Raw genomic sequence first — 16,566 nt, 5'->3', positions numbered from 1 at the left:
GATCCGTAATTGGCTGAGCGGTGAGATACAGAAGCAGTTCTGTTCTCACCGCTTTTTGACATAAACTGATTCTTCAGCAGAAGAGTGGGCGCATGGGTTATAATTATATATTGGAAGGGAGCACCCGTATGCAGACATTCGGGAACCAGTATAAGGTTTGCGATAAGAACCAGCTTTACTTCCGGCTACAAGGCCGTTTCAGGCTCTTTCTTCCGGCGGTTGGCCGATAGATCGACTCAACGCTGGAGAGAGGAAAGAGAATACGGGAAGGGACTCTGCCTTTTCCCTGGAGTTCAAGATAATCCAGTCCCACGCCAACAAGTCTGATATTGTTAAATGCATTCCAGGAAGGGAACGTCGTTCGGATTCCGACTCTGATACCTCGCCGTGTTCGAGGAATATCGAATACCCGAATGGAATTCAGACTAAGTGGAATGAATAACTGACGGTTTACTTTGATAAACTGCTTTGAATAGACACGACGAATACGTCCCGGTTCCAACCCGGAGAGTGGAGTATTCAGTTCTGCAAGGTGCCCCTGGAGTTCTGCCAGACGCTGCTGAAGTGTTTTTCCAGTATGGAGATGCTGCCAGCTCATAAGTATTCCTCCGTTCGCCATTTGTACCTAGTATATGAAGGAACGGGGTCGGAAGGTGTACGTTTGACAGCCCATGTTCGTTAAGGCCAACGGGGTTTCTTTTATAATAGAGGAGTGATTCACATGATCGTAGAAATGTATAAAGACCTCATTAAGGATGAGCGTGGCAACTATTATATGGCAGTGCAGATCGAGGGCAATGAGCTTACGCTTGTTAACGCATTCGTCGAAGCGGCATTCACGCCTGAACTGATTTACAATGAAGAGTTTCGTACCAAGCATAAGGAGATGGAAGGCGGGTTTGTAGGCAAAATAGCGATGGACCTGCTTCGCCATGATGTGGTTATGGGTATGAAGCAAATCGACCGCAAACTGTTGAATCTGTCAGATGTGGAGCAGCAGTTCGCGGTAAATTATATTGATACGATTGAATTTTATCGTCATCCGGCTTGGCAACGGAAGGTGTAGAAATAAAGAAATGTAAAAGCGCAAGTGCAGGGGCAGTGAGCCTCCGCAACTTGCGCTTTTTGCGTACAAACAATTAACGATACGTAGGATGGATGATGCCAATATCGCGCTCAGTTCTCAAATTTCCATCAGCGTAACGCTGCATTTCATTTCCTTTTATCCGAATCGGAATGCGCTCTCCTTGATAGAAAAGCTCTCCCTCGACGGTGCGGACGCTCATTCCAATAATGCCTTCCAGATGTCCACTATGATTCGTCACCAGCCGAATCCCTGACGGGCCGTCCAGATGAACCTTGCCTTCCAGATAAACCGTCATGCGATCAGGGGTGTTGACCAATTCATATCTTAGTCCATGGACCTTCCGGCTATAAGCGGTGTTGCCAGATACGATCTCACCATGATCCATGTCGATGGGCAGCAGTCCGGTAAACCAGAGCTGATTCGATCCAACAGGCATAATTCCGCATAATCGCTCCACATAATCGAGAAGACAAAGGATAGTAGGAGAGTAAGTCTCGGTAAAACCTTGTTTTCCGGTCCATGGGCTTAGTACCTGACCAAATTGCTTATCTTTGGATAGCGCAGACAAGATAGGCTGCATTACCCAGGTTAGCTCCACATATCGATGATGATACTCGAATGCGTGTGGTGCACGAATCAGACTCAGGAAATTGGATGCCCCTCCCCAGCTGTTATAGGAGGAAAAGGGATCGAATCTGGGATCATCCATTGAAATCGATGTAAACGGGTATTTAGCGAAAAACTTGCTTGTATTCAACAGGTACCGACGCAGTAGGTTATCGAATAATTCACGGTCGCCCACCTCGCAAGCCATTACGCGGAGCAACACATCAGATTGGACTTTGACCAATTCGTCATTGCGATCCCGATCATAGAAGAACATATCCTGTTCGTCGTAACAATAACGGAAGAGACTTTCCAGGCTGGACTCGGCTTTTGCTTTCCAATCCGTCCCTGATTCCCCCAGCTCCTCAGCTATGCGGGACAGATACATGCGCTGACAATAGATATTGGCAGTCAGATCAGGTGCCAGAAAAGGCAGAATCGGAGAATCCGGGTGATAGGCAGAAGCATCATTCATGTATGGTGTATCCGGAACATGCCAGAATCGGGGAGATAAGTCATGTCCGGTGTCAAACGTACTGAAGGCTTCTACACAGCCGGTTCCTCGAGTATTACGGTTACGTGCAATCCACTCATCGTAACGAACCATGGCCTTGTACATGGTACTCAGGAAAGAAGAGTGCTTGCCATGAAGCTGATAGTGGTTCCACACACTGCGTGCCAGTGGAGTGACCAACTGGATTTGCCGGAAAGAGGGTCCGTTTGCCGTCAGTTTATACGGAAGCAATCCATCATCTCTTTGCTGCTTGGCAAATGCGAGGTACGTTGTTTCGGACACGGAAGGAAGCAGGCGAGACAGCAGCTCCGCATTGATGGTACCTGTGCTCTCTAACCAACATCCCAGATAGATGCCACCTTCTTGTAAAATGGGATCGTTGTCTCCCATGGGCAGGATACAAGCAAGCAATTTCTCCACTGCTGCATAATACGTAGCTTCCATTCGTCCGCCCGATGCCACAAACCGGATACCCAACGCATGCCATTCCTGTAATAACTGCTGATCTTCCGGTTTAACTGGTTGAACTTGATCCATAATCGAAATGTTGCGCAGCCGATTCAGTATCTCTTCTGTCATATGTTCCTCCTCACAGCGTCTGCTTATTGATTCGATTCAAAGATACGAACGGTACCGTTATAGAAGTCGGAGACAGCTTGCTCCACACTTTTTCGTCCAAATCCGATCTCCTGATTCGTCGTCTGAGCTAACTTGGAGAACTCTGCAAATCCCGGAGGATTGTAACTTACGTCAAAAGGTTCAGTCTTCGTAGCTTCCGAGACAAGGCTCGTATAGTTATAGACAATCTCCTCCACAGGGCCTGCACCTTCCTGAAGAAGATTTCGATTGGCTTCCGTAACGGGCACCCCGCGGTCATTACCGAGGATTTTGGCTGCTTCAGGATCATGAATCCAGAAATCCATTAACGTTGCCACTTCCTTCGGATGTTTGGTATTGGCATAACCCGATAATCCCTGACTCGACTCAAATACAACACCCGTTCCCTTAGGGCCTCGTGGTACAGGGAGAAGAACTAGCGGGTCTTCCGTCAAGCTCTGGAATGCAGCCAGCTGGTTGGATGGCAGGAGGGTCATGGCTGCTTTACCTGTGATTAACAGGGACTTACTGGTGTCATCATGCGGGTTGGATACCTGCAATTCCGGTGTAACTACACCGCCGGATGCCGAAGTCTTTTCCCAATACTGGAACCATTCCAGAATGTCTTCCTTGGCGAATCCGAGTGTGCCGTTTTTCATGTCATACAGCTGTTTACCCCGTTGTTTCAGAAAAATATCCATTCCGTCGACGGTAAAATTGTACGTTCCATAGAAGCCGTCTCCGAGCTTGTCGGACAACTCCTTGCTAATGGCGGCATAGTCCGCCCAGTCCCAATCTGAAGCTGGCAAAGGCACGCCGGCTTTCTCAAAGAGTGCCTGATTCACAACAATTCCCCGTGCGTTCGCACCGGCAGAGATATGTTGCAGCTTCCCGTCGAGACGTCCGTATTCGATCATGGTTTCATCCATATCGTCCAGATTCAGTTCGTTGCCTACATACGGGTCCAGATTGAGCAGGACATCTTTTTTGGCATAGTCCACGACATTTCCCCCAAGGAAAAAGATATCTGGAGCTGTACCTGATGCCAACTGGGTATTCAGTTTGTCGAAATATCCGGAGGAGGGCGCAAATTCACCTACAATTTTAATATCCGGATGTTTTGCCTGAAAGATCTTCAAGGCTTCATTCGTAATATCTGCCCTTTTCTGGTCACCCCACCACATGATGCGCAGTTCGACCTGTCCGCCCTCGGTAGTTCCATTGTCATTACCATTGCTTGCATCATTAGCACCCGTATGGTCGGTTCCGGAGCAAGCTGTTACAAATAACAAAAGTGAAGTGATCATACCGATCATGAAGCGTTTGAACATGGTAAATCCCCCTGTCTATGGATAATGAGAAACGTGTTGTTACTTCAGACCTGTGGTCGCAATGCCCTCAAGGAAATATCGCTGAAACAGTAAAAAGATGATGGTCACGGGAAGCAGTGACAGGGTGGACATGGCGAGCAAAGCGCCCCAATCGGATTGTCCTGATGGATCGAAGAGAGACCGAATGCCCAGCTGCACGGTGAACAGATCAATTTTGCTCAGATAGATCATCTGGCTGAAAAAATCATCCCAGCTCCACAGGAAGGTGAAGATCGCTGTTGTAATCAGTGCTGGAACGAGCAGTGGCACTACGATCCGGAAAAAGATCTGTGATTGCCCGCAACCGTCAATGGTTGCACTCTCGTCCAGCTCCCGCGGAATACCGCGTATGAATTGAACCATAAGCAAGATGAAGAAGGAATCCTGCGCAAGCCACTTAGGCAGAATCAGCGGGAAATACGTATTAATCCATTGAAGCTCATTATAGAGAATGTACTGAGGCACAAGGGTAACATGGTAAGGCAACATAATTGTGACCAACATCATACTGAACCACAGGCCTTTGAATCGAAATTTCAATCTGGAGAAGGCGAAGGCTGCAAGGGAACAGGAGATCACATTGCCCAGCACACTCATGACCGAGATCAGCACGGAGTTGCTGAAGAAACGGCCGAAGGAGATGCCCTGCAGACCTTTCCAGCCATTAATATAGTGCTCCAGCGTGAAGCTGGTTGGAAAAAGACTGCCGCTAGTGAAGATGAGATGATTCGGTTTAAACGAACTGAGAATTAACCATAGTACTGGATATAACATCAGTAGACCGAGGAGTATAATGGCGGCATGCCTCCCAGCCTGAACCAGTTGTCGTTTGATTGGCATATGCATTACCTCCCCTCTTGATTGTCACCGTAGAACACCCAAAATCGGGATGTGACAAAGACGATTGCGGTAAATACTCCGATAATGATCAACATGATCCAAGCCAAAGCCGAAGCGTAACCCATATCAAAGAACGAGAAACCTTTCAGATACAGATACAACGTATAGAACATCGTTGCGTCGAGTGGACCCCCGCGGCCATCCCCGATCACGTAAGCTGGTGTAAACGCCTGGAATGAATTGATCATGCTCATGATCAGGTTAAAAAAGATAACAGGTGAGAGCATGGGCAGGGTAATTCCGAAAAATTGACGTATCTTTCCCGCCCCATCGACATCGGAAGCTTCATATAAGTCTGCCGGGATCTGTTTCAGACCAGCAAGGAAGATGACCATGGCAGACCCGAATTGCCACACGGATAGCGTGATGATGGTGTAGACCACATAATCCGGGTGCGCAATCCAGGATGGTCCCGAGATTCCAAACCAGCCTAAGAACTGATTGACCAGTCCATTTCCCTCAAAAAGTTGACGCCAGACGATTGCGATCGCTACGCTGCCGCCCAAGAGGGAAGGGATGTAATATACGGTCCGGTAGATGCCAAGGGCTCGAATTCCCTTGTTCAGCGCCATCGCCACCAGTAAAGCAAAGGCAAGCCGTAGTGGAACAGATAGAAAGACATAATAAAACGTTAGCCCCAGGGACCTACGGAAGGTATCGTCCTCGGTAAAAATGTGAACATAGTTGCTAAGTCCAGTCCAAGTCGGTGATGACAGTAGATTGAATTTGGTCATGGATAAGTATAGGGACGCAACCATCGGTCCCAGTGTCAGACAGAAGAGTCCGATCAGCCAGGGCAGAAGAAACAAGTAGGCTGTAGTATTGTGCTGACCGTATAAGGGCTTGGTCTGTTTTTTCATCATGTACCTCCCTTCTGAATGGGTAAGAATAATAGTCACCAGTTGTGAATCCGTTTACAACATACGGCGTTCTCTTGGTAACCACATCATACCGGGGAAGGGCAGAAGCTTGAATCTCATTTCTTCGGATCATGGCTATCGATTTTTTCGGAATGCAGCAAGCGATAATCTGATGGACTCATGTTGAACATTCTTTTGAATTTCGAGCTGAAATAACTTGGTGAACTGAAGCCGGTCAGTTCTGTAATATCCCATACGGTTAATTGGGTTTCCTTCAGCAGTTGCAAAGCGTGTTTCATCCGAACGCCCGTCACATACTGAATAAAAGAGGTACCTGCCCCTTCCTTAAACAGTTCGGAGAAATAGGTAGGATAATAGTTGAATCGTTCAGCGAGTAACGTCAACGTTAGCTCCTGCATGTAGTTCTCCTCGATATATCGCTTGGCTAACTCTATAATCGTCCCATCTCCGTCTTCCGAGGGAAGTTGTCGATCCAGAAAGTCTTGAAACCATTGCATTAATAAGCGTTCTGCCTGATCTGGCGTCTTAAGCCACAGTATCCATTCAGGCGTCATAGGAAAATCCATCAACAGTGAAATCTGAAAAATGCTTCGTGTCATTCGGGAGGGAGAGAGCTGGAATGCTTCATGAAGTTCCTTGCGGATCAGGCTGCGGAAGGAGTCCAGTTCCCCTCGGATGAGGCAACGATGCAGCGTTCGGGTAGTTTCCTCAGGCAGTAATGGACTATAATCTGTTCCTGCCATTGGGTTTGGATCCCCGCCCGCCCGTTCAGCTGAATTCCAAGCCAGAAGGGAATGGATATAACCTTCTTTCCAGTGCTCAAGTCCAGAACCGGAAAGTCCCACCCCAATCTTGAGTTTCATGGAAAAAACAGATACCGTATGTCCCGTGAGCTGTTGGATGAATTCGTACTGCATACCGTCTTGTACCATAAAATGCATGATGCCTTCGTGTGCCGAATCATGAAAAACCTGGACATTGTCTGAATCAGACTGGGCGATTTCATAACAAACCAGCTCGAAAGGAAGATGCATCTGCTCGTGTGAGCGATCTTTTCGAATATTCTGCTTGTCCGATTGACTTATACTGGCGGTGATGAAACATATCTTCTGATCCTGCCATGATTCGAGATGGAACAATCGGAGTCGTTCTGGCAGTGAGGAAGGCGGAAGACGATTGCCTCTGACGAGATCAAGAAGGAAACGTCCCTTCATTTCCCGGTAATACTGAGATAGGCGCCATTGCAGTAATTCGGAATCACCTCGTACTTTACGTTGATCATCCAGATCCGCTTTGATTTTGCCTAATGTCGCTTTCAGTTCATCCCGGGTTACAGGCTTCAGTAAATAATCCATGACCTGACTGCGGACACCTGCTCTGGCATATTGAAAATCTTCATAACCGGTGATTATGACAATCTGGATAGAAGGATTATAACTGCGGCAGACATCCAGTAATCGGACACCGTCCATGACAGGCATGTTCATATCGGTAATCAGCAAGTCAAAATGTTCAGATTTCAAAAGTTCATCCGCTTCGATCCCGTTAGATGCTTCCCCTGTTATGACAAAGCCCATGCCATGCCAATCGACTTTCAATTTTAATCCTTCGCGAACTTCGATCTCGTCATCTGCGATTAATACGTTGTACATCATATTCCTCCTGTACGGGTAGAATCAGTTCAATACATGCGCCTCCGTTTTCATCGTTCTCCATGTGTACAGTGAACAAGGCACCGTAATGCAGACGGCAACGAGCAATGACATTGCCTAGTCCAATATGCCAGCCTTCATTATGCAATATGGATTCCAATGAGGAGGGAGCTACGGGATGTTGCAACTTGTGGATGATTTCTGATGGAATACCTGGTCCATTGTCTGAAACACTGATATGCAGACGATCATGCATCCGGTTGATCCGTATCTGGACCCGGGCTGTCGTCTGATGCTTGAAACTGTATTTCACTGCATTTTCAATAAGCGGCTGAAGAATAAACTTGATGATGACCAAGGCGTTCAGTGTGCCTTCCTTCGTAATCGAAATGTTGAGCTTATGACCAAAACGAGTCTGCAAAATCGAGATATAACGTTGTACATAATCTAGTTCTTCGGTTAGGCGAACACGGTCGTCATTAGTGTTGATGGAAAAGCGCATCATTTTACCCAAATCCTCAATGACCTGAACCGTATCATCCGTTCTACGCTGAATGGCAAGGCTGCTTACCAGCTCCAGGGTATTAAACATAAAATGTGGATTAATTTGTATGAGAAGTGCTTTATACTCTGCTTGCTGGCGGAACAGCTTCAGCTCGAATTCATTCTGGATATGCTGTCGCAACTGACTGATCATATAACGGAAAGTGAAGATTACATAACTGATCTCGCTCTTTACATTTTTATCTGGAGGCAGAAGTGAATCCGCTTGGTCAAAAGCACCTCGTTGAACCTGTCTCATCGCCAGCACCAGTCTGGTCAATGGCTTGGTCACACCGTGAGATAGCCATGCAGCAGCCAAGAGGGAGACTAGAATCAGGGCAATCGTCACCACCACAATCGTGCTTTGGAGCTTATGGAGAGAGCGGTACATTTCCTTTTCCGGTGCCAGACCCGCCAACATCCAGCCCGTACGTCCCAGTTTCTTGAATACAAGGATGTCTCGCTGTCCTTCATGGTTTGTGAGATATGCGACACCGGATTTGAGCGGGCTATTACGAATACGATCGATCTCTGCGGTAGCTACAGCACCCAACGTGTCTACCTGCTGTGAGAGAATAGGATTTCCTTGCTCACCGAGCAGAAAAATAGTGCTACTCTCCGCAAGATGTATGCGACGGAGCGGCTCCAGAAAATAGGATTCACTGACATTTACCTTCATGACACTCTGCGCTGTAGCATGATGAAAGGTGCCAATGGGCATCAGCAGACTGACCACCGGATTGCCATGATCTCTCACACGTTCATGTTGGTCGGTGTGTGCAGGTAACCAGCGTTCCCCCAACGTGTAGAAATTCGTATACCATGATTCTTGTTGAAAGGCAGGATCATACGCTACCTGATTCTCACTGCCAATTCGCAGTCCATTCCGTCGATAGATGGATACATCCGAGATACTGGTGTAACTGTTAGTTGCCTGAGTGAGAAAACGGCTCATCGCGAGGTTGGCCAGCATCTTTTCTCCTTCCGAAAGATTCGGATCTCCGATCGCATTATCCCAGTTCTTGCCCATATCACTATTGAAAACAAGAGAGGCGACATCATAGATTTGCATCTGCACCATGTCTACGTATGAACCGTATTCCTCCATTTTCTCAAGAGCAGAGGATTCGATGTATGAACGGATGACCATGCGTGATTCCTTGAAGAGCAGGTAGGAGAGAGTACCAAAAGCGAGGACAAACAGGACGACGATAAAGGCAATCAGGCGGTTTTTTAAAGAGAAGAACATGAATTTCCTCCTTCTACCGAGTCAACTTGCGTGCAGGTTAATTATAAAAATATAAAAAAAGACTGCGTGATATGCGCAGCCTTTAAATGAAATTAATAATGTAGTGCAGACTTGGAGCCTTAGAAACGAACCAGATTGTTGACGTTGACAGGCAGGCCCGTGGCGATGGCGCGATTGGCCGCAATCCCAGTCAGAATGGATCTGGCACCGTCCACGTGATTCGCAGCACGATGGAACGGATCTTCTACAGGCTCTCCGAACAGATCATTCAGCAGAACCGGGTCACCTCCGCCATGTCCACCTGCTTTCTCTTCCACTTCAACCTCATATGGTGCATCAAACATTGGAAGAACCCGCAACGTTTTACCGATTAATGCACCTTCCTTACTTTTGTCACCCAATGAATTGACATAGGATTGCTCCACAATGTTCATCTCAATCCGGCCTTTGGTGCCATTAATGGCAATGCGGTAACCTTCCCATGGCTGGTAGGCAACGAGAGAGTAGGTAAGAATGGCTTTGTTCCGATACTTCACAAGAACACCCATCGTATCCTCAATGTTGATGCCATCCCCAAATACACTCTGATCCCTCTGGTAACCATCTTCCGATTCAGCATCCAGATACATGGACTTCATATGAGCATCTGAATCCAAATGCAGTGCAAAAGGATCATCCTTTGCGATCGGGTTGCCGGTTGCACGGTTGTAGAATTGCGTTACACCGCGTTCTTCTGCGTTTTCTCTGCCGTAATACATCAGATCACCAAATGCAAACACGGTATCCGGTTGCGAACCAATCCAGAAATTCACCAAGTCGAAGTGGTGGGTGGATTTGTGCACAAGCAGTCCGCCGCTATTACGCTTGTCCCGATGCCAACGGCGGAAATAATCTGCCCCGTGGCGGGTATTCAGCAGCCATTCGAAGTGAACGGAAGTGACTTTCCCGATGGTATCATTCAGAATAAGTTCCCGAATCTTAGTATGGTGCGGTGCATAACGGTAGTTAAAGGTGACTCTTACGTTCTGGCCAGTCCGCTTGACAGCATCCAGAATCTCCTGACATTTCTCCTCATCGATGGTCATCGGTTTTTCGGTGACAACGTCACAACCCAGTTCCATCGCACGAATGATGTACTTGTGATGGGTGCGGTCAACGCTCGTTACGATGACATAGTCAGGTTTCTCGTTCTCAATCATCTGATCAAACTGATCTGCAGGATAAGTGGGTACCTCAGGATACTCGTACTTTTCCTTCAACAGTTGATTCGCGTAGTTCATGCGGACTTGATTTATATCGCAAAAGCCGACAAGCTCGGATGTATCCCTGTAATCCCGGGTCAAAGCACCATAAAAAAATTCGGCGCGGCCGCCGGTTCCAACTAACACATAACGTTTCTTGTTACTCATGTCTATCGCCTCCTTGAATATAGCTTTAGACTATAACAAGGGAGCACTTCTTTCGCCGCATTTTATGCGTAACCGCTTTCAAATGCCGCATATTTTGCTATAATTTATGAAAAGGAGAGAGGGCAACATGACAGAACCTTTCAGTGCAGATTTTCATGATCCCTCGGATTTACTGCACATCGAATATGATCGTCGCATTGGATATTTCTCGATGACGGATGACCATCTGCATGATCATTATGAGTTATATTACCTGTTGTCTGGTGAGCGTATCTATTTCATTAAGGACCGGACCTACCGGGTAAAGGCTGGTGATCTGGTGTTTGTTGACCGAAATACGGTTCATAAAACATTGGAGAGTGGCATGCCTGACCATGAGCGGATGGTGCTGTATTTGAAGCCTGATCTTTTTGCAGCCATAGCTATTTCCGCGGAGTTAGTTGAAGGCTTGAAGGAACCCTTCTGCTGGGAGATTCCTATTGTAAGGTTTCCATCTCAAGTCACTGAAGTTCTAGAACGGATGGTTAGCGAAATGGTGGATGAAATGCTTCGTCCCCAACCTGGAAGCAACCTGTTGCTCCGTCACCGGGCTATTGAATTGTTGCTGCATGCCTATCGAAATCAACACCTGGGCAGGTTCAGCTCCGATGATCGTGAGCCGGTTCTTCATCCCAAGACACAGGCAGCTGTACGTTACCTGAATGAGAACTATCAGAAACCACTGACATTACCGGAGGTGGCGGGCATATTTCGCATTAGTCCGCATTATCTAAGTCGATTGTTCAAACAAACGACGGGGTTTACGTTCAGTGATTATCTGAATCTGTTACGGGTGAAGGAAGCACAGCGTTTGCTGCGGGAAAGTGAGGAATCCATTACGGATATCGCCTGGCTTGCGGGGTTCAGTAACTTCTCTCATTTTGGCAAGATGTTCAAACGTACCGTTCAGGTATCACCAAGAGTCTACCGACAGGAATACAAGGAATCGGGTTCCGTGAGGACCGTAAAAGAGGGAGAGAATATACGATGATTGAAGCAAGATTAAATGAACTGGGGATCATTTTGCCACAGGCCAGTGCCCCTGCAGCGAAATACGCCAATGCCGTTATTGTGAATGGAATTATGTATGTATCCGGGAAAGGACCGGATACCTCCGAACGCGGCAAATTGGGATCAGACTTCACAACAGAGCAGGGGTATGATTTTGCCCGGAATGCTGGACTGGAGGTGCTTGCTGTAGTTCGAGACGTGTTGGGTTCACTGGATCGGGTGAAGAGAGTGGTTAAAGTGCAGGGCTTCATCAATGCGTCCGCTTCGTATCAGGAGCATCATAAGGTGCTGAATGGATTCTCGGATCTGATGATGGAGGTATTTGGAGATCAGGGGGTACACGCTCGTTCAGTGTTCGGTGCAGTGTCCGTAAGGGATAATTTGCCGCTGATCATTGATTCTATCTTTCAGGTAGAGGAGTAGGTGTAACGATGACAGAATCGTCTTCATTTAATCCAATTATGTTAACGATACCCGAGAGCTTCCATACGGAACGCCTCACAATTCGAGCACCACAGTGGGGGGATGGCGCAGCCGTTAATGGAGCCGTCCGTGAGAGTGCGGAGCAGCTGCGGTTGTGGTTGCCTTTTGTCGAGAAAATCCCTTCATTGGAAGAGTCAGAAGTGACTGTTCGCAAAGCAAGGCTGCAATATCTGGAGCGTACCGACCTGATGCTACATTTGCGTGATAGACATACAGACGATTTCGTAGGCAGCAGCGGGTTACATCGCATCGACTGGAATGCACGCTGTTTCGAGATCGGTTACTGGATTCGAACATCGCGAGCTGGTGAGGGTTTGATGACGGAAGCGGTGAAAGGGATAGAGCAATTTGCCATTACGCATCTGGAGGCGAATCGGCTGGAGATCCGCTGTGATGCCCGCAATGTGCGGAGTGCCAAAGTAGCCGAACGAGCGGGTTATACGCTGGAAGGTATATTGCGCAAGATGCGGCGTGACAGCACAGGTACGCTAGTGGATTGTATGGTTTTCTCCAAAGTTAGAGGCATTGAGTTCGAGTAAGGGGAGGACAGGTATGGAGCGAATTGGTCAGGGAAGAACTGCGGAAATCTATGCGTATTCGAACGAGCACATTATGAAGTTATATCGAATGGATTTTCCACTCGAAGCAGTCCAGAATGAATTCAGAATAAGTGAGTTTGCATTCAAAAAAGGACTCCCCGTCCCACAAGCAGTATCCTTGATAGAACATACGCTGCGTACAGGCATCGTTTTTGAGCGAATCCAGGGGATTACCCTGTTATCACTTATCATTCAGCAACCGGAGTTACTAGAGCAGCTGGCGTTTAAAATGGCTGACTGCCAATACAGACTTCATTGCGAGCGAGATGATAAAGGAACACTTCCCTCCCAGAAGCAGATTCTATCTGGAGCGATTCGCAATGTTCGATTATTGTCGGAGGACGATCAAGTGCGAGTCCTTTCTTACTTAACAACATTGCCTGATCGGCAGCAGATCTGTCATGGCGATTTTCACCCAGATAACGTTATGCTGAGTGAAGCTGGCGATCAATACTGGGTCATCGATTGGATGACTGGCATGTCGGGTGATCCTGCGGGTGATGTGGCTCGAAGCTGGGTAATATTAATGAGCGGCACTCTGCCGGAAGATACGGAGCCTGCTATACGAATGGGTTTTGAAATGGCTCGTGAATCACTGGTCGAATATTACGTTAATCACTATATACAGCTTTCCGGTATTTCCCGGGAAACGATTGAATCTTGGATGCTGCCCGTTGCTGCAGCACGTCTTGACGAGGATTTGCCCGCTCAAGAAGCGGAACAGCTGCTTAAGTTTGTTCAAGAACGAATTCGTCTGTTAGACGAATCTGATCATTTTATATAAAAGGGTAGAGAAAGAGAGGGGACGTATTCATGTTGCATTCATTAAAGGCCATACAATCATACAAGTCAGGTAACATGCCGGAAGCCCAGCAGCTATGGCTGCAACTGCTGGCAGCAGCGGAGAAGCCCCGTATTAACCTCGAACGCATTCATTCCATTGCCGAACTTGAGGGAACAAATCCGGTGCTGGACTACACTGAGCGTACACTTCACGTATTGGAGAAACTTCCGGTTTCTTTTTGGGTGCGAGAAATTCTGGAGGACGTATTAATCTGGTCAGAGACGGCGAAGGCCGGATCATTAGAGCAGCGGCGGGTATGGCAAAAGCAAGGCGTTAACCTGTTTGTACACAATGTGGGGTCCGCTCAGTTATATGATCTGTACGCAGGGGCAGGCCACCTGGATAATGACATCAGTAAGACCAAGGAGACGAGTATATATCAACCTGCTTCTCCGGGCGATGCCCTAAGTAAGAATGAGGATTTAAGCGAGCATACTACACCTTCTTCACACACGCCAAGGCATGAGATTATTCGTACTCTAATTGCTACGCATGGACTTATCGGCCAATACATACGCGGCGAGATTCCATTTGCCGAGAATGCGCCGCTTCACGCCTTGATCGTTAAAGGATGGCTGTCTACAGATGAATTGCACAACCTACTGATGGCATTAAATGAGTGCATTATTGCAGGCGTTGACCCAGCGCTATGGAATCAGGTTCAGGCTGAGGTAGAGCGAATTGTAGGCTGGATTATAGCTGGACCGGATCATGAGGACTGGAGCGTCAAGGAACGGTTATCCCGCTTAAGAAGCTCATCTATTCGACAAGGAGAAGCTATGGACGAGGCTTATGCCAAACTCCAAACGGAAATGGATGTGGAACCCATTCTGGCTCCGCTGGCTCATCGCACATTATGGTATGTGGAGTCGGCCATGCAGGATTTTTCGTTGCAGGAGATGGTAAAAGTGTTCCTGTTGACGCTTCGCAGCGAGAGTATGAATCCCACTTCTATGGAAAGTCGATCTGATGTAGTCCGTCATATCAGCTTCGAACCATTGATGAATACGATGTATTACGACTACAAAGGCGTCAAGAAGCTGAATATTTACAAGAAACGAATGATTGAAAAGTATTTGGAACAGTATTCATGGGAACAGATTGCTTCCGGGGAGCAGATCGTCTATCCCCATCTAACCCATCGCATTGAACGTCATACGGATCTGCCGGATACATTATTCGTGACCTTCGAATTTTCCCCAGCGGCGGAGAAATTGATCGCATTCTGTATTGAAGCGGAAAAGTCGCCGTTATATGAGAAGGCTGTGCTGCTATTATTCGATCTGTTTGGGTTGCGTCGTGATGCCTATGATCGTTTCCATAACGAAGAGACGTATTTGTCCGATATGAACAGTTCTGGCGATTACAAAAAAGTGCTGCTGGACTATATCGTTGGTAAACGGGTACTTGATATTGGTCCAGGTGGAGGGATTCTGCTGGATCTGATTGAGCAGGAAAAACCGGAAGTGGAGCCGATTGGTATCGATATCTCAGCCAATGTCATTGAAGCGTTGGAACGCAAAAAACAGCGCGAGGGACATCGCTGGCAAGTGATGAAGGGCGATGCCCTGCAACTGGAGCAATATGTGGAGCCGGGCACTGTGGATACGGTTATTTTTTCATCCATTCTGCATGAATTATATTCATATATTGAACTGGACGGTCGAAGATTTAATTCGGATACGGTTGTAGCCGCGCTTAGAAGTTCATTTCGTGTGCTGTCACCTGGAGGAAGAATTCTGATTCGTGATGGTATCATGAGTGAACCGGAAGCACAGAAGCGCCGGATTCGTTTTCTGGAACCGGATGGGATGCGCTGGCTGGAGCGGTATGCAGAGGATTTTCAGGGACGTGCAATTGAATATGAGCGGGTCTCAGACAACGAGGTTGTACTGCCGATTAACGATGCGATGGAATTTCTATACACGTATACGTGGGGTGAAGAGGCATACGTCCATGAAATTCAGGAGCAGTTCGGTATATTTACGCCAACAGACTATGAGAACTGTATTCGAGAAGTGCTGGGTGAACAAGCCGAGATTATCACCTTCGAACATTTTCTTCAGGAAGGGTACACAGAAGCACTTGGAGAACGAATGATCTTCATGAACGAGGATGGCGAACCTGCGCCTTTGCCAGACAGTACCTGCCTGATTGTCATTGAGAAGAAGAAAGGGTTGGCGGACGGATGATGAGCGAGGCCAGCACGGTTTTGTATTTTGTTAGACATGCGGAGTCACGGTATGTTGAAGAACAGGAACGCGAGCGTGGACTAACAGAGCAAGGTCATCAAGATGCGGGAACGGTTGCCAGTCTGCTCCAAGGGGAGCAGATTCAACTGTTCTATTCCAGCCCTTACAGGCGAGCGGTGGATACAATTCAGATTCTGGCAGATCGGTCAGGTGGAATTGTGGTGACAGAGGAAGATCTGCGTGAACGCCAGTTGTCGAGTTCGGATGTGAGGCATGATCATTTTCGTGAAGCCAAGCAACGGTTGTACCGTGATCCTACGTATGCGTATTCAGGTGGGGAGTCTGGTGAACAGGCTTGCTCAAGGGCAATAGCGGTGATCGAGAAAATTTTGGATAAACATGCGGGTCACAGAGTAGTCATCGGAACCCATGGAGATGTAATGACGCTTATTTTACAACATTATGATACTTCCTACGGTTATGATTTCTGGGAGAGTAGTACGATGCCGGACATTTATAAGTTAGAATTTGATGGAACGCACAAGTTGGTTCAGGTCACTCGATTGTGGAAGTAATAGAGTTGTATCTGA

Annotated in this window: 15 protein-coding genes; 7 read left to right on the top strand and 8 right to left on the bottom strand. The window is 47.5% G+C overall.

Annotated features, from left to right (window positions below; genetic code table 11):
- Positions 1-175: 175 nt before the first annotated feature.
- Positions 176-598 (bottom strand): hypothetical protein, encoded by a 423-nt coding sequence (locus tag OM416_RS10195; protein ID WP_169482839.1) that lies wholly within the window; start codon positions 596-598, stop codon positions 176-178.
- Between the two features lie 123 nt (positions 599-721).
- On the opposite strand from OM416_RS10195, the gene OM416_RS10190 reads away from it, so the two are divergent.
- Positions 722-1,066, top strand: a complete 345-nt coding sequence (locus tag OM416_RS10190) for a hypothetical protein (protein WP_264929104.1) — start codon at positions 722-724, stop codon at positions 1,064-1,066.
- 73 nt (positions 1,067-1,139) lie between these two features.
- Here OM416_RS10190 and OM416_RS10185 read toward each other — a convergent pair whose 3' ends face one another.
- The 7 genes from OM416_RS10185 to OM416_RS10155 all read right to left on the bottom strand — a co-directional run bounded on the left by OM416_RS10185 (position 1,140) and on the right by OM416_RS10155 (position 10,808).
- Positions 1,140-2,786, bottom strand: coding sequence for an MGH1-like glycoside hydrolase domain-containing protein (locus OM416_RS10185; protein WP_264929103.1), 1,647 nt, complete (start codon positions 2,784-2,786; stop codon positions 1,140-1,142).
- Between the two features lie 23 nt (positions 2,787-2,809).
- Complete coding sequence (locus OM416_RS10180; RefSeq protein ID WP_264929102.1) at positions 2,810-4,135, bottom strand: ABC transporter substrate-binding protein; 1,326 nt, start codon at positions 4,133-4,135, stop codon at positions 2,810-2,812.
- A 39-nt stretch (positions 4,136-4,174) separates the two neighbouring features.
- Positions 4,175-5,014, bottom strand: coding sequence for a carbohydrate ABC transporter permease (locus OM416_RS10175; protein ID WP_264929101.1), 840 nt, complete (start codon positions 5,012-5,014; stop codon positions 4,175-4,177).
- A 5-nt stretch (positions 5,015-5,019) separates the two neighbouring features.
- On the bottom strand, positions 5,020-5,934 hold the full coding sequence (locus OM416_RS10170) for a carbohydrate ABC transporter permease (RefSeq protein WP_264930665.1): 915 nt from the start codon (positions 5,932-5,934) through the stop codon (positions 5,020-5,022).
- A 116-nt stretch (positions 5,935-6,050) separates the two neighbouring features.
- Positions 6,051-7,607, bottom strand: a complete 1,557-nt coding sequence (locus OM416_RS10165; RefSeq protein WP_264929099.1) for a response regulator — start codon at positions 7,605-7,607, stop codon at positions 6,051-6,053.
- Entirely contained in the window at positions 7,582-9,399 is a 1,818-nt protein-coding gene (locus OM416_RS10160; RefSeq protein WP_264929098.1) for a sensor histidine kinase, read from the bottom strand. Before OM416_RS10160 ends, OM416_RS10165 begins: the two co-directional genes overlap by 26 nt.
- 119 nt (positions 9,400-9,518) lie before the next feature.
- Complete coding sequence (locus OM416_RS10155; protein ID WP_036670584.1) at positions 9,519-10,808, bottom strand: Gfo/Idh/MocA family oxidoreductase; 1,290 nt, start codon at positions 10,806-10,808, stop codon at positions 9,519-9,521.
- 127 nt (positions 10,809-10,935) lie between these two features.
- Here OM416_RS10155 and OM416_RS10150 point away from each other — a divergent pair, with 127 nt between their 5' ends.
- The 6 genes from OM416_RS10150 to OM416_RS10125 are packed head-to-tail and all read left to right on the top strand — an operon-like array spanning position 10,936 to position 16,551.
- Entirely contained in the window at positions 10,936-11,838 is a 903-nt protein-coding gene (locus OM416_RS10150; protein WP_264929096.1) for an AraC family transcriptional regulator, read from the top strand.
- Positions 11,835-12,281, top strand: coding sequence for a RidA family protein (locus OM416_RS10145; RefSeq protein ID WP_047842646.1), 447 nt, complete (start codon positions 11,835-11,837; stop codon positions 12,279-12,281). Before OM416_RS10150 ends, OM416_RS10145 begins: the two co-directional genes overlap by 4 nt.
- Positions 12,282-12,289: 8 nt before the next feature.
- Positions 12,290-12,880 carry a GNAT family N-acetyltransferase gene (locus OM416_RS10140; RefSeq protein ID WP_264929095.1) on the top strand — a complete coding sequence of 197 codons (591 nt, stop codon included), beginning with the start codon at positions 12,290-12,292 and terminating at the stop codon, positions 12,878-12,880.
- 13 nt (positions 12,881-12,893) lie between these two features.
- Complete coding sequence (locus OM416_RS10135; RefSeq protein WP_264929094.1) at positions 12,894-13,724, top strand: phosphotransferase family protein; 831 nt, start codon at positions 12,894-12,896, stop codon at positions 13,722-13,724.
- A 29-nt stretch (positions 13,725-13,753) separates the two neighbouring features.
- Positions 13,754-15,976, top strand: a complete 2,223-nt coding sequence (locus OM416_RS10130; protein ID WP_264929093.1) for a class I SAM-dependent methyltransferase — start codon at positions 13,754-13,756, stop codon at positions 15,974-15,976.
- Complete coding sequence (locus tag OM416_RS10125; RefSeq protein WP_264929092.1) at positions 15,973-16,551, top strand: histidine phosphatase family protein; 579 nt, start codon at positions 15,973-15,975, stop codon at positions 16,549-16,551. The genes OM416_RS10130 and OM416_RS10125 overlap by 4 nt, the downstream gene beginning before the upstream one ends.
- The last annotated feature ends 15 nt before the right edge of the window (positions 16,552-16,566 follow it).

The sequence above is a fragment of the Paenibacillus sp. LS1 genome, from assembly GCF_026013365.1.
Lineage (GTDB): Bacteria > Bacillota > Bacilli > Paenibacillales > Paenibacillaceae > Paenibacillus.
This window is presented reverse-complemented; position numbering and strand designations above follow the sequence as displayed.

Coding starts and splice junctions, on each gene's coding strand:
- OM416_RS10130 (WP_264929093.1), top strand. CDS start 13,754: ATGTTGCATTCATTAAAGGCCATACAATCATACAAGTCAGGTAACATG.
- OM416_RS10180 (WP_264929102.1), bottom strand. CDS start 4,135: ATGTTCAAACGCTTCATGATCGGTATGATCACTTCACTTTTGTTATTT.
- OM416_RS10145 (WP_047842646.1), top strand. CDS start 11,835: ATGATTGAAGCAAGATTAAATGAACTGGGGATCATTTTGCCACAGGCC.
- OM416_RS10170 (WP_264930665.1), bottom strand. CDS start 5,934: ATGAAAAAACAGACCAAGCCCTTATACGGTCAGCACAATACTACAGCC.
- OM416_RS10155 (WP_036670584.1), bottom strand. CDS start 10,808: ATGAGTAACAAGAAACGTTATGTGTTAGTTGGAACCGGCGGCCGCGCC.
- OM416_RS10140 (WP_264929095.1), top strand. CDS start 12,290: ATGACAGAATCGTCTTCATTTAATCCAATTATGTTAACGATACCCGAG.
- OM416_RS10165 (WP_264929099.1), bottom strand. CDS start 7,607: ATGTACAACGTATTAATCGCAGATGACGAGATCGAAGTTCGCGAAGGA.
- OM416_RS10160 (WP_264929098.1), bottom strand. CDS start 9,399: ATGTTCTTCTCTTTAAAAAACCGCCTGATTGCCTTTATCGTCGTCCTG.
- OM416_RS10150 (WP_264929096.1), top strand. CDS start 10,936: ATGACAGAACCTTTCAGTGCAGATTTTCATGATCCCTCGGATTTACTG.
- OM416_RS10190 (WP_264929104.1), top strand. CDS start 722: ATGATCGTAGAAATGTATAAAGACCTCATTAAGGATGAGCGTGGCAAC.
- OM416_RS10135 (WP_264929094.1), top strand. CDS start 12,894: ATGGAGCGAATTGGTCAGGGAAGAACTGCGGAAATCTATGCGTATTCG.
- OM416_RS10175 (WP_264929101.1), bottom strand. CDS start 5,014: ATGCCAATCAAACGACAACTGGTTCAGGCTGGGAGGCATGCCGCCATT.
- OM416_RS10185 (WP_264929103.1), bottom strand. CDS start 2,786: ATGACAGAAGAGATACTGAATCGGCTGCGCAACATTTCGATTATGGAT.
- OM416_RS10195 (WP_169482839.1), bottom strand. CDS start 598: ATGAGCTGGCAGCATCTCCATACTGGAAAAACACTTCAGCAGCGTCTG.
- OM416_RS10125 (WP_264929092.1), top strand. CDS start 15,973: ATGATGAGCGAGGCCAGCACGGTTTTGTATTTTGTTAGACATGCGGAG.